Raw genomic sequence first — 14,032 nt, 5'->3', positions numbered from 1 at the left:
GGAATTAGGTCTGGAACAGAAAGTTATCCCTCTTCGGTGGGTATTAGTGAAAGTTTGTTGATTGCTTCAATTTTAAGATTATCTGTAATATGTGCATATCGCTCAGTTGATTTCAGGTGCCTATGGCCAAGTAACTTTGAGACAGTAGAAATATCAACACCTTTTGAAAGTAGCAAAGTTGCGTGCGTATGGCGACCAGCGTGAAAGGTGATTTTCTTAGTGATGCCAGCTTTTAACATCCACCGGGAAAGACAGACGCTTGTTTGAGAGCTGTATCTCAGGAAATTAAAGATGCGCTCAACAGGTTCTTTACGCTCTCCAAGCAATTGTAATGCTTCGTTTGTAATAGGCAGAACGAGATATTTATTTGTTTTCTTTTGCTCGAGATGAATGTAGGCTCCATTTTCGTTCTCATGGATTTCATTCCACGTAAGATGAAAAATATCGGACCACCTTAGGCCGGTTAGAACGCTGAACAGAAATGCTTCCTTGAGATAGAGTTCTTCGCACGGTGCTTCTGCAAGCTTTCTGACCTCGGTGATTGTTAAAAATTCCCGTTTGCTTTCTTTAACCCGAATGGCTGACACCAGGGCTGCGGGATTCTTCTCGATGAGATTGCGATCAAATGCATTTGTAAGGGCTGACCGTACTTTGTTGAAGTAGGAGTGGGCGGTGTTAGCCATCAATGATCGCTTACCTTTTTCTTTATGTTCCTCTAGTAAGTAATATTTGAATTCCGTCAACCACGCATCATCGATTTCATCTAACCGTGGGTTCTTATTTCCAATGAACGTTGTCAGGTGTTTCAATGCCCCTGCCCAGTTCTCTGAATTATTTTTGTATTTGGCGCGCTGATCAGCAAGTTCAGTAAAGAATTCCAGGAAGCTTGGACGTGGTAATATGTTTGAAGGGCCATACTTAACCATCCGAAGACTAAGAATTCGTTTGTGTTTTATCTGCTGAGCGATTTCGATAATTGGTTTGTTCTTTTCTATCGCTGCCTTTCCCCATTCACCGCTCAGATAAAGTTTCAAAAACTCGTATGACCGTTTGCCATTCCAATACACGTCCAGGTAGAGCGAGTAGTCACCGTTGCGTAGCTTTTTCCGTCTGAGTCGGACGGGTTCTTTGCCGTTGAGATCCATATCCTTTGTTCGCATGGCTTATGAAAATTATGTGCACAATTAGACGAGCTATTGATGCACAAGTTTAGTGTTCAAATTTTGTTACTCAGCTTCGGGAGTAACAAACGAGTAACAAAAATGAACTGCGCCTGCTTAAGAATCGGGCCAATCGGCGTGTCAACTAGTTGATAATCAATAAAGCCTTCAACATTCACTTATTATTTTGTTACTGCCTAATTCCTTCATCCTCAACGCCTTCCAAATCCTACTTGCCATTGATGAAATCTTTATTTTAGTTCAAATCAGTCCGAATCTGATAACATTGTACAAGACAGAACATCGTTACGCTCGAAACGACGTCAGCGGATAATCCTAAAAGGCATTACTTAATAGTGCATTTTTTCAGCCGGGAATTTCACAAACTGGATTCAGTCCGAAGAAGTTTAATATCCTCTACAAGCCGGTCGACATCGCTTTCAATCGTGCCGTCATACTTGCCACGAATCCTGCCTTTCTTATCGATTAGAAGGAAAGCTCCACTGTGAATGAACCCATCCGGCTCAGCTTTGTCCTCCATTGCCGTTGCGAAATAGCTAGTCTGTGCAATCCTATAGATAGAATCCTTCTTACCGGTGACGAAATGCCATCGGTTAGTTTCAACACCTAACCGCTTGGCAAAATCATGAAGCAATGCGACCGTGTCATATTCCGGATCAATAGTATGCGACAAAATGAGGACATCAGGCATGTCTTTCGTTGCCTTGTACACACGCAACATCTGTGTTTTCATGATAGGGCAAATAGTACGACAGGTGGTGAAGAAAAAATCTGCTACGTAAATCTTGTTCTTGAAATTATCATTGGTGATAGTAGCGCTGTCCTGGTCCACAAACCGGAACGGTGCGATTTGATGGTACACCGTGTCGGCGCCGTTCACGGCACGCTGGCCGAAGATGGGAAGTGTTTTGTCCTTTGAGGAACAGCCTGACATGATAACAAAGGCAGCGATAACGATGAAAAATACTATTTGGCGCATAAGTCTAAGGTTCCAGAGAATGGTAAATGGTATTATATGAAAGATACTCGATGTGATTAAAATAGCCAATAAGTTGCCTTCTCCGACGATAACAGTCGAGAAAGCACCACAGTTCGGAGAATAATTTGCAAAAAAATCCTACTTTTGATCCGTGAGAAAATTCGCCAGCTATGTTATTATCCTGAGCATGACGCTTCATTGCGCAGGCAGGCTTGGCGCCCTTTCTTATCTATACGAGCAGCGCCACCAGATTGCTTTCTCCCTGGGATTGACGGCTGAAAAAGTCATCGCCATGTGTAAGGGGGATTATCAACAATCGCTTGTGATCGTCACGGAGGACAATAATGAGGAAAAGCGTTCTCCTGTTCCTACAACTACAGAGATCAATCTTTTTTTTGCAGTCATTGAATCTGGCATTCCTTCAGGCATCCGGTTTGAATTGAGCGTTTCAGGTACTGGCTACCACTCTGCATCCTACACTTCACCTCCGGGAGACATCTTTCATCCACCACTAGTTTAGTTCATTCTGACTGATCTTCTCCGATCAGATTTCTGGTAATGCTCATTACCACCATTAGTCTATTTTCAGAATTTATAAACTTAATTCATTTATGAAGTCTTTAAGATTTTCACTTATCGTTATTTCTATATTTTCAATTTCCGTATTGTTCACTTCCTGTAAGAAGGATGAAGTGGCGCCGGGTCCGGGTACGTTGACATTGCATTTTGACAATGTTGCCGGCGATGCGGATCTGCAAATGAACACCGCCAACACGCCCTATGTAAATTCAAAAGGAGAGGCATTCAAGATCACCTGGCTTACCTATTATATAAGTAACGTTAAAGTTAAACGTTCGGACGGCACCGTCTTCACGGACGAAATAAAATCGGACGGGTCAGCGGGATATTATCTTATTGATGAAACAGATGCTGAATCACAGGACATCGTGCTGAAGAATGTTCCAGCTGGAGATTATACAGAAGTAACGTTTACGGTAGGTGTTGATGCAAGCCAGGTAAACCAGGGTGCCCAAACCGGAGCGCTAGATCCTGCAAAGGGTTTATTCTGGAGCTGGAACACCGGTTATATCTTTTTTGCAGTAGAAGGTGTGTCACCCGTATCCACTCAAACTGACAATGTGTTTCAGTACCATGTTGGTGGCTATAAAGAAGATGCATCGAGTAGCATCGCTGCTAATAATGTCAAAACGTTAACGCTTGGCTTCAACGGGGATTCTGCACCGGTAAAAGTTGGTCATGAACCTGAAGTTCATTTGATCATGGATATTAAAAAGTTCTTTAACGGTCCTGGTGTTGCTCTGACGTTTGCGACGAATGCAAGTCGTCATACACCAAAGGCCTGTGTGGACCTTGCGGGTAACATTTCCAAGGCGTTTACGGTGGATCACGTTCACGCGAATTGATCTAAAGGAGTGATTATCGGGCAATCCATTGCCACGATATTCTCCGCCATCGATGAACAGAATTTTTACCATCGCTCTACTGGCAACAGTAATAATGGGCTGTACACCGGAGAAAGTTTCTCCGGTGGCAGATCCCTATGTTTTTACCACACCATCCAATTTCCCTAAAGCCAGTTACACATTTGAAAATAATCCTGTTACGAAAGATGGTTTTGAACTAGGACGCGCATTATTCTATGATCCCGTTTTGTCGTCCGATAGTTCCATTGCGTGTGCTAATTGTCATCAGCAGGTGACGGCATTTGCTGATCCCGTACACCGTTTTAGTAAAGGTGTGGGTGATGTCAACGGAGTTCGCAATGCACCGGCGATTCAGAACATGGCCTTTCAAACTCATTTCTTCTGGGATGGAGGAGCCAACCATCTCGACTTCGTCCCCATCAATGCGATTACCAGCAATATTGAAATGGCGGAGAAGCTGGTGAATGTTTTAAAGAAGCTGGAACGAGGCAAAACGTATCCGGAAAAATTTAACGCAGCATTTGGATCAAAAGAAGTTACGAGTCAAAAGATGCTGTACGCGCTTTCACAATTCATGTGTATGTTGGTTTCATCCAATTCACGATATGACAAATACGTTAGAGGTGAAGGCGAGATCCTGACGTCTCAAGAGTTAAACGGGCTATCATTGTTTTCACAAAAGTGCTCTTCCTGTCATGCCACCGATTTGTTCACGGATGGATCGTTTCGTAACAATGGACTCGATGCTTCTTTCGCTCTAGACAGCGGAAGGCAACGGATCACAGAAATTTCGGGCGATAGGGGAAAGTTTAAAGTTCCGAGTTTACGTAACGCCGACGTGACGAAACGCTATATGCACGATGGCAGGTTCAATACACTCAAAGAGGTGCTCGATCACTATGGTAGTAATGTGATTGTTTCAGAAACACTTGATCCGATTTTGAATTCCAATGGCGTAAAAGGCATTTCTCTTTCCGAACAGCAGAAGCTGGATATCATCTCCTTTATTAAAACCCTTACAGACACCGAGTACACTCACGATAAGCGATTTTCAAATCCATTTCTCAAATGAAAAAGATTATAACAATAATATTTGTAATACTTGCTGTTCAGCAGGCACACGCCTGTGAATTCTGCGGATGCGGTGTCGGAAATTTCTATCTTGGAATCCTGCCTCAGTTTCACAAGAATTTCGTTGGCGTTCGCTACCAGGTGTCTGATTTCAATTCACACGTGGGTTTGCATCCAAGTCTAGCTACTAGTGAACACTTTCAAAGCACAGAGCTTTGGACCCGTTTCTACATTACGCCCAAGCTACAGGTGATATCACTGATAGCTTACCATTTTAATGAGCAGACTACCACGACAGGGAAAGTTTATCTCAATGGGTTAGGTGATATTCCCATACTGGCGAATTACAATGTCATCAACACGACCGACCAGCCATTGCGTGAGGTGAATCACAATTTATGGTTGGGGGGAGGCATCAAACTGCCTACCGGAAAATATCAGTTCCAGGATTCACCCGATCAGGTAGCCAATCCCAACTTTCAGCTCGGTACGGGGAGCCTTGATTTCATGGTGAACACAATCTATACCGTGCGTTATAAAAAAATTGGATTGAATTCCGATATCACCTACAAGATCAATTCAGATAATCAGCAACGTTATCATTTTGGTAACAAAATATCCGGCACCGCGTCATTCGTTTTTGTTCAGCAGGTGAAGAAGGTTGGACTCATGCCATACCTGGGAGCCTACTACGAAAATTCAGGTGTGAATGTATCCGATGGAATTACGATCTCTGATACCGGGGGCACGGCACTGTTTGCTGCCGGTGGATTGGAAATGTACTGGAGCAGGTATTCAGTTGGATTCAACTACCGAAATCCTGTTTCGCAGAACCTTGCTAATGGAAGAATCAACGCACATGAACGGGCGATGATTCATATGACGGTTTTATTTTAATCAGGAGCTTTTAAAATCAAGAAATATGAAGCAATCAATTTTTCTATGGCTGATAATTACAATTATTTTATCATCCTGCAATAGCAAGTCAGATGACACTAAGACCGGCCCATTGTTGGACCCGACCTTGCAATTGATCGGAGATGCTCCCAAAAAGAAAATCAGGACCGTCGGTATCTTATTATATGATGGTTTTGCGACGCTGGACGCGATGGGACCTCACCATGTTCTGAAGGAGATGATGGGAACAAACGTATTTTTTATCGCCAAGCAGAAAGGAACGATCACCAACGGTGGCGGAATAAAAATAGACGTACATCGATCCATTGAAGACGTCGACAGCCTTGATATCCTCGTTGTTCCCGGTGGCTTCAAAGAAACGTATCTCATGACGAAAGATACAGCCGTTCTGAATTGGATACGAAGAATAGACAAGACAACTACCTATACCACCAGCGTTTGTACGGGTGCCTGGATCGTAGGGGCGGCGGGATTATTAAAAGATAAGAACGCTACTACACATTGGTTTGGAAAAGATATTCTTAAAAATGAGTTCGGTGCTAAAATACATGACAGGCGATGGGTGCGGGATGGTAAATACTGGTCTTCTGCCGGAGTGACAGCGGGAATGGATATGAGCGTTGCCCTGGTTGCCAATATCATGGGTGAGCCTTATGCCAGGGCGGCATTGCTGGACTTGGAATACGATCCCCAATCACCCATCGAAGGAGGATCAGAATTCAACACGGATAAGGAAACAGTTGACATGATGCGCAAGATGTATTCAACAGGAATGGAGGAAGTAAAATTGTCGTTAACCAAACGGCCGAAGGTCGAGGCGGCAAAGTTGGTATCCTTCCTTGATCCGGTTTGCAAGATGAAAGTCAACTATGCTACAGGTGATTCTGCGGTATACAAAGGAAAGACCTATAAATTTTGTAGTAAAATGTGTAAAGAGTCCTTTGAAAAAGATCCTGGCTCTTTTGTCGCAAGTAAATGACTATTAAAAAAATATACCCATGAAACACTCCATTGAACTCCGACGACGACGGCTGGAAAAGCTACTGGATGACAAGGCACTCACAAGAGAGATTTTAATAATTCTATTCGTTTTCTTTCTCACCGTGATCGCTTTTTTTGCATTGACAGGTTCTGTCTTCACCTGGTGGTGGATGCAAAAGTGAGGGTCATTAAATATCCAGGATTGTATCTTTAGCTTCTATGATAAACAAACTGTTCTCTCTGTTGCTCTTTTTTCTTGCCGTGGGTTGTTCTTTGGAACGGAAAGAAGATGTCGGAGCGATTATTCGTCAACTGCCCTCTCCCGCAAAATCGGAAAGCGGAGAGCCATTTCTGACGACCAGTCATGAAGGTGTTGTTTATCTTTCATGGATTGAGGCCAGGAACGACAGTTCCTTTTTGAAGTATTCCTATCTGAACGAAGATCAATGGGCAGAGCCGATTACAATCTCCTTAGGAAGGAACTGGTTTGTGAATTGGGCGGACTATCCTGTTATAGCCATCAATGACAAAGCGATCATGGCTCATTTTCTGGAGCGAAGCGGAGACAGTCCCTACGCTTATGATGTTAAACTTGTCGCTTCTTCAGATTCGGGTATTCACTGGACAACGCCCTCAAGATTACATGATGATGGAAAAGAGGCCGAGCATGGGTTCGTCACCATTCTTCCTTATAAAGAAGACTTCTTCATCACTTGGCTTGACGGACGTAACACAGTCATGGAAGGAATGGAAGAGCATGAAGGACATCATGGAGTAATGACGTTACGTGCGGCTATTATTGACAGGACTGGCAAAAAGTTGAATGAATGGGAACTTGATGATCGAACCTGCGATTGTTGTCAGACAACGGCCGCCATCACCGCTGCCGGACCGGTGGTTCTTTACCGCGATCGCTCTGGAGAAGAAATCCGGGATATTTCAATAACGCGTTTAGTCAACGATCAATGGACAACACCTGAAGCGATCCATCATGATGGATGGAAAATAAATGGATGTCCGGTGAACGGACCACACGTAGCAGCGAGTAATCAGCTCGTGGCAGTGGCGTGGTTTACTGCTCCTTCTGATTCATCGCGCGTCAATGTCGCTTTCTCCAGGGATCAAGGGAAAACATTCGAAAATCCAATTCAGGTTAATGACAGCACAACCATCGGGCGCGTTGATATTGAGATACTGGATGAGGAATCAGCATCGGTAAGTTGGATGGAAGGTGACAAAATTAAAGTAGCGAGGGTCTATTTTGATGGCCGTAAAGAAAAACCACTCATCGTCGCAACCTCATCGTCCACACGTTCCAGTGGGTTTCCGCAGATGACACGACGTGGCGATCAATTGATATTTGCATGGACAGACGATGATGTGAAAACGGTCAGGCTTGCAACGCTCAAATTCTAATACAGCGGGTTAGTTAATTCTGTCACCCCTCAAAACGAATTCCGATTTCGGTGGATAGAATAATAAAGTCTTCAAATGTTTATGACTTCCATCCAGGATCACGATTTCACTTGTTCGGAAACCGTAGCCTGCTTTCCAGGTTTTAAGAAGAGGTGAGATATCGCTGTGAGCATGTGCGTTAGGTAGATCTTTCTGTGCCTCAGGATCAGATCAAAGCGATTCAAAAAAGAGAATTCCAATCCTTTAGGCTTTCATTTTTCTGTGTGACATCAATCACAGATTGCCAGTGATAGGCCCCATAGCTTTGTGGGAAATAACAATAACAATGCTCAACGGAAGGAATTCGCTGCTCACGACACTGATATTTTTCTTATTAGTCAATGGATTACAGGCTCAAGACGCTTCTGTGTCGATTTCGCTGGAAGAAGCCATCCTTGAAGCATCAGGTAATAACAAGTCGATACTTATTTCCCGGACGGACGAAAAGATAGCGGAAGCCAACTACCGCCAAACCAATGCCGTATTTCTACCTCAGGCCAGTGTGTCGTACACGGCCATGACCACGAACAATCCATTGAACGTTTTTGGCTTTAAGCTTCAACAGCAGTCTGTAACGGGCAATGATTTCAACCCGGCCCAGATGAATAATCCGTCCGCTACTCAAAACTACATGACGCGTGCCGATGTGCAACTGCCGTTGCTAAACATCGACATGCTCTATTTGCGCAAGGCAGCTCAAAAGCAAATCGAGTTCTCTCAACTGAAATCCCAACGCAATCAAGAATACATTCAGTTTGACGTCCAGAGCGCCTATTTACAGGTACAACTTTCGTATGAAACCGTTGCGGTTTTGGAAGAAGCGTATGTGGCCGCGAAGGCAACCTTTGATTTTACGGAAAACCGATTCCAGCAGGGACTACTTCAAAAACCGGATGCACTCAATTCTAAAATTCATTTGGCTACGGCTGATCGTCAGCTTTCAGAAGCAAAGAGCAATATTAAAAATGCGTCCGATTACCTCAGTATACTCATGGGCAAACAACCTGGTGTTGTCTACCTCGTGGATAGAATGCCGGATGTAAAATTTGAAACGGTTAGCGCAGCAAGCGAAGTTTCTGACGGACGTGCCGACCTACGTGCACTGCAAGTGGCCATTGAGTCAACAGGTTACGTGAGCAAATCCAGCAGTATGAGTTACCTGCCCAAGCTCAATGCGTTCGGCGTCTATCAGCTGAATGATAAGGAAGCGCTTGGCTTCAACTCGAAGTCTTATTTAGCGGGCCTTCAGCTCTCCTGGGATATTTTTAAAGGCACGAAAACAAAGCATACCATCGAGGCAAAAAATCTGGAGAAAGATAAACTGGTTCGTCAATTGGAAGAGCAGAAAAACCAGAGTCGTAGTGAACTGGAGAAAAGCTACCGACAGTTGACCGACACCGAGCTGGCCATTCAACAATACAGGATTGCTATCGAGCAGGCTGAAGAAGCTGAGCGCATTTTAAAGGATAGGTATCAGCAAGGTCTGGTAAATACAACTGATGTATTGATGGCCAGTTCTCAGTCGGCGCAGCAAAAGCTCGCCTTGTCACAGGTCATTTTTAAACACCATGTGACGATTGCTTATCTGAATTTCTTGACCTCCACGACACACTAATTCTAAATCAACATTACAATGACCTATACATTTAAAGCTGTTATCCTGTTAAGTTCAGTGCTTCTGGCGAGTGCATGTTCAGACCCTGCCAAAACCGAACAAGCGCCATCATTACCGCCTGTTAATGTTACGTTAGCCACGCCAACAATTAGTGGCCTTCAGGGAATCAGTGCCAGTGGTCGGGTTGAAGCAGGGCAGGCTGCCATGATCAGCACGCGCGTTATGGGTTATATCAAAAAAATAAATGTCAGCGTGGGAGACCCGGTTAAGAAGGGTCAACTACTGGCCACGATTGCCAACGATGACCTGATGGCAAAAAAAGCGCAGGCTCAGGCAGCACTTGGTCAGGGGCAAGCTGCCTTCTCCAATGCGGAGAAAGATTTTCATCGTTTCACCGAACTGCATCAAAAGCAAAGCGCTTCTGATAAGGAACTTGAAAGCGCAACATTTCAATACGCTTCTGCAAAGGCCCAACTTGAATCTGCCCGACAGATGCTAAGCGAAGTAAACGCAATGTTAACCTACACCAATCTCATAGCACCACTCTCAGGCGTCGTCACTCAAAAGATGCTGGATCCCGGAAGCATGGCAAGCCCCGGTATGCCCATTCTGGCCATTGAGCAAACTCAGGGACTTCAGGTACGAGCGAACATTTCAGAAAGCGATATTGATAAAGTTAAGAAGGGAACCTCGGTGAATGTAGAGATCAAGTCGATCGGCAAACGCCTTAGGGGAATACTTTCAGAGATCAGCCAATCATCAAACTCAACCGGGGGACAATACCAGATCAAGATTGCCTTGCCCGACGCTTCCGATACAGGACTTTATTCAGGAATGTATGTCAAGGTATTGATCCCTGTCAATCGCAAGACCGGTATAGCGGATGTGGGCAGTCCACTCGTTCCAATCACCAGCATCATTCATCGCGATCAGCTAACCGGAATTTACACCATCAGTGATCATCATACGGCCTTACTGCGATGGGTGCGACTTGGAAAATTATATGGTAATGACGTAGAAGTTCTCTCCGGACTTGATAAGAATGAAAAATTTGTTCTTAGTGCCCAGGGCAAGCTTTATAATGGAGCGTTGGTAAGGGAGGTCACGAATTGAGAAATGATTGCTGAAGATATATGACAATCGTATATCCATTTCAATCACAGAAATTTTAATAACTGAATTTTATGCAAGAAGGTTTTTCCGGAAAAATAGCGAGTGCTTTTATTAACTCGAAACTAACCATTCTGTTAATGGTTGCATTTCTGCTGATCGGTGGATATAGCACGTTTCTCATACCCCGTGAGGAAGAGCCTCAGATTGAGGTGCCGATTGCGGATATTTTTATTGGCTTTCCCGGTGCCTCATCGAAAGAGGTAGAGACCAAGGTGACGGCCCCCCTTGAAAAGATTGTGTCCAATGTAAAAGGTGTTGAGTATGTCTACTCCACCTCGATGAATGGCCAGGTCATGCTGATCGTGCAGTTCTATGTGGGCGAAGATGTGGAGAGGTCTATTGTAAAGCTTTACAATGAGATCATGAAGAACATGGATCGTATGCCGCAAGGTGTTACGCTGCCCCTGATTAAAACGCGCGCCATTGATGACGTTCCGGTGCTCGGCCTGACGCTCTGGAGTGATACGTATGATGATTATCGCCTGCGACAGCTGGGCGAAGAGCTAACCAATGAAATAAAAAAGATTCCCGATGTTGCAGCCGTTACGATCACCGGTGGCCGGAGTCGTGAAGTGAAAGTGATGCTCGATAAAGAGAAGATGGCCGAAAGTCATGTGGATTTTCTCTCCATCGATAAGCAGATCCAGGGAAGTAACTCCCAACTCGCGTCGGGCACGTTATTAAGGAGTGATACCGCTTTTTCTGTAGAGACGGGAAATTTTCTCAGCACTGCCGAGGAGGTAGGAAATCTGATCGTTGGAGTAAATGACCAGCGGCCAGTCTATTTAAAGCAGGTCGCCACCGTCGAAGATGGCCCCGCCACCCCAAGTCAATACGTTTTCTTTGGACATGGGCAGGCCGATCCTGCAGCGGCAACGTCATTTAATTCTGAATATCCTGCTGTTACACTTTCTATTGCTAAGAAGAAAGGTGCGGATGCCATGCATCTTTCTGAATTGATTCTTCATAAAGTGGACTATCTCAAAAAGGATTTAGTCCCTGATGATGTCCATGTTACGACCACCCGCAATTATGGTGAGACTGCCTCCGAAAAAGTTGGTGAATTATTGTTCCATCTATTTGTAGCCATTATTGTCGTTACGCTTTTTGTGATGATGGCTATGGGATGGAGAGGAGGTCTGGTTGTATTTCTTTCGGTGCCGGTCACCTTCGCACTCACACTGTTCGCGTACTACATGATGGACTATACCCTCAACAGAATCACACTTTTTGCACTTGTCTTCATTACAGGAATTGTCGTGGATGACTCCATCATCATTGCCGAAAATATGCACCGCCATTTTAAAATGAAACGCCTTCCATTATTGCAGGCCGCCATTTATGCCATCAATGAGGTGGGAAATCCTACCATATTGGCCACGTTCACCGTGATTGCTGCCGTATTGCCGATGGCATTCGTGTCAGGATTGATGGGACCGTACATGAGTCCCATGCCGATCGGCGCTTCCATTGCGATGATGTTATCACTGATCGTAGCGTTAACGCTTACGCCGTACCTCGGATATATCTTTCTTCGTGAGAAGGAAGGGCATCATGAGAAACCCGTAGTATCACTGGAGCAATCACGCATTTATAAAATCTATTATGCGTTCATTAACCCGATGCTGGAAGTTCGCTGGAAGCGATGGACGTTTATCGTCAGTATTGTTGTGATCCTGGTGGGTTCGCTGTCGTTGTTCTATACCAAATCGGTAGCAGTAAAGATGTTGCCGTTTGACAACAAGAACGAATTCCAGGTTATTATTGATATGCCGGAAGGCACTACCCTTGAGCGAACCGCTGCGGTAACACAGGAAATTTCAGCCTACGTCTCCAGGCAACCATTGGTTATCAACTACCAGGACTATGTCGGCACCGCTGGCCCGATCAGTTTCAATGGGCTGGTACGCCATTATGATTTACGTAAGGGCGACAACGTAGCAGACATACAGGTGAACCTCGTGGATAAAGGAGATCGAAGCATTCAAAGTCATGATATCGTGAAGTCCATGAGAGCTTCGATTCAGTCGATCGCCAAAAAATATAATGCGAATGTAAAATTGGTTGAGGTGCCACCCGGACCACCCGTGCTTTCAACGCTCGTGGCAGAAGTATATGGTCCTGACTATGACGCGCAGATCGCGGTAGCAAAACAGATCAAAGCTAAAATCGACGCCGCGGCCGACGTGGTGGATACGGACTGGATGGTGGAAGATGATCAGCCGCACTATAATTTTTCGGTTGATAAGGAGAAGGCCATGCTGTCGGGTATTTCGCCGGCCCAGGTTGTAGCGACCATGAACGCGGCACTCGCTGGAAAGAATGTCGGGACGCTTCATAAACCCGCAACATTCGAACCCGTCAATATCGTATTGCAACTAAGCGATGTTGATAAATCCAGCATCGACGACCTGCGCAACCTGAAGATAATCAATCAACAAGGCCAGGCCATTCCAGTGGGTGACCTGGTTCACATTACAAAAGGTATAAAAGAGAAGAGCATCTTCCGCAAGAACCAAAAACGTGTTGTGTATATCGTCGCGGACATGGCAGGCGAACTGGAGAGTCCATTTTATGCGATGAACAAAATTTCGGAAGAGATAAAAAGTATAAAGGTGCCAGAAGGGTATTCCATCAGCGAAGCGTATAGTCAGCAGCCGGAGCTCGAAGATAACTTTACGCTCAAGTGGGACGGCGAGTGGCAGATTACCTACGAAGTGTTCCGTGACCTGGGCATTGCTTTCCTCGTCGTGATCATCATTATTTATATGTTGATTGTCGGTTGGTTTCAGAATTTTACCGTCCCGTTGGTAATGCTGGCGGCAATACCATTATCTCTTGTGGGTATTGTGCTGGGTCACTGGATCATGGGTGCCTACTTCAGTGCTACTTCCATGATTGGTTTTATTGCGCTGGCTGGTGTTATGGTCCGAAACTCTATTCTACTGATTGACTTTATTAATATAAGGCTGGAGGAAGGTATTCCACTCAAACAAGCCATCATTGAAGCGGGTGCAGTCCGCACGACCCCAATATTGTTAACGGCAGGTGCTGTGGCGTTGGGAGCTATCGTCATTCTGTTCGATCCGATTTTCCAGGGACTTGCGATCTCGCTGATGGGGGGTACAATTACCTCTACCTTCCTCACATTGCTGGTAGTCCCGTTGCTCTATTATAAAATGATGCGCAGCTCTACAAAATAGTATTCAGCTCA

At 44.9% G+C, this 14,032-nt stretch carries 13 protein-coding genes; 11 read left to right on the top strand and 2 right to left on the bottom strand.

Annotated elements, in window-relative coordinates; translation table 11 throughout:
- Positions 1–23: 23 nt before the first annotated feature.
- Complete coding sequence (locus HOP08_01020; GenBank protein NOT73476.1) at positions 24–1,160, bottom strand: site-specific integrase; 1,137 nt, start codon at positions 1,158–1,160, stop codon at positions 24–26.
- A gap of 379 nt (positions 1,161–1,539) precedes the next feature.
- Positions 1,540–2,160: an SCO family protein gene (locus tag HOP08_01015; GenBank protein NOT73475.1), complete on the bottom strand. Its 621-nt coding sequence runs from the start codon at positions 2,158–2,160 to the stop codon at positions 1,540–1,542.
- On the opposite strand from HOP08_01015, the gene HOP08_01010 reads away from it, so the two are divergent.
- From HOP08_01010 to HOP08_00960, 11 genes are all read left to right on the top strand, one after another.
- Complete coding sequence (locus HOP08_01010) at positions 2,152–2,220, top strand: hypothetical protein (GenBank protein ID NOT73474.1); 69 nt, start codon at positions 2,152–2,154, stop codon at positions 2,218–2,220. The two genes, HOP08_01015 and HOP08_01010, sit on opposite strands and share 9 nt — an antisense overlap.
- 91 nt (positions 2,221–2,311) lie before the next feature.
- Positions 2,312–2,680, top strand: coding sequence for a hypothetical protein (locus HOP08_01005; protein NOT73473.1), 369 nt, complete (start codon positions 2,312–2,314; stop codon positions 2,678–2,680).
- Between the two features lie 91 nt (positions 2,681–2,771).
- A complete protein-coding gene (locus HOP08_01000; protein NOT73472.1) occupies positions 2,772–3,584 on the top strand; it encodes a hypothetical protein in 813 nt (270 codons plus the stop codon).
- Between the two features lie 52 nt (positions 3,585–3,636).
- Entirely contained in the window at positions 3,637–4,677 is a 1,041-nt protein-coding gene (locus HOP08_00995) for a cytochrome-c peroxidase (protein NOT73471.1), read from the top strand.
- Positions 4,674–5,573 carry a hypothetical protein gene (locus HOP08_00990; protein ID NOT73470.1) on the top strand — a complete coding sequence of 300 codons (900 nt, stop codon included), beginning with the start codon at positions 4,674–4,676 and terminating at the stop codon, positions 5,571–5,573. The genes HOP08_00995 and HOP08_00990 overlap by 4 nt, the downstream gene beginning before the upstream one ends.
- 25 nt (positions 5,574–5,598) lie before the next feature.
- On the top strand, positions 5,599–6,573 hold the full coding sequence (locus HOP08_00985) for a YHS domain-containing protein (protein NOT73469.1): 975 nt from the start codon (positions 5,599–5,601) through the stop codon (positions 6,571–6,573).
- Positions 6,574–6,592: 19 nt separating this feature from the next.
- On the top strand, positions 6,593–6,757 hold the full coding sequence (locus tag HOP08_00980) for a hypothetical protein (protein NOT73468.1): 165 nt from the start codon (positions 6,593–6,595) through the stop codon (positions 6,755–6,757).
- A gap of 37 nt (positions 6,758–6,794) precedes the next feature.
- Positions 6,795–7,991, top strand: a complete 1,197-nt coding sequence (locus HOP08_00975; protein NOT73467.1) for an exo-alpha-sialidase — start codon at positions 6,795–6,797, stop codon at positions 7,989–7,991.
- 325 nt (positions 7,992–8,316) lie between these two features.
- Positions 8,317–9,645 carry a TolC family protein gene (locus tag HOP08_00970; protein NOT73466.1) on the top strand — a complete coding sequence of 443 codons (1,329 nt, stop codon included), beginning with the start codon at positions 8,317–8,319 and terminating at the stop codon, positions 9,643–9,645.
- An 18-nt stretch (positions 9,646–9,663) separates the two neighbouring features.
- Positions 9,664–10,758, top strand: a complete 1,095-nt coding sequence (locus tag HOP08_00965) for an efflux RND transporter periplasmic adaptor subunit (GenBank protein NOT73465.1) — start codon at positions 9,664–9,666, stop codon at positions 10,756–10,758.
- Between the two features lie 71 nt (positions 10,759–10,829).
- The gene (locus tag HOP08_00960; GenBank protein ID NOT73464.1) at positions 10,830–14,021 is read left to right on the top strand and encodes an efflux RND transporter permease subunit; all 3,192 of its coding nucleotides are present in this window, start codon (positions 10,830–10,832) and stop codon (positions 14,019–14,021) included.
- Positions 14,022–14,032 lie beyond the last annotated feature (11 nt).

This window comes from Cyclobacteriaceae bacterium (genome assembly GCA_013141055.1).
Classification (GTDB): domain Bacteria; phylum Bacteroidota; class Bacteroidia; order Cytophagales; family Cyclobacteriaceae; genus ELB16-189.
Note: the sequence above shows the minus strand (reverse complement) of the source record. Positions and strands in the feature narration are given on the sequence as shown.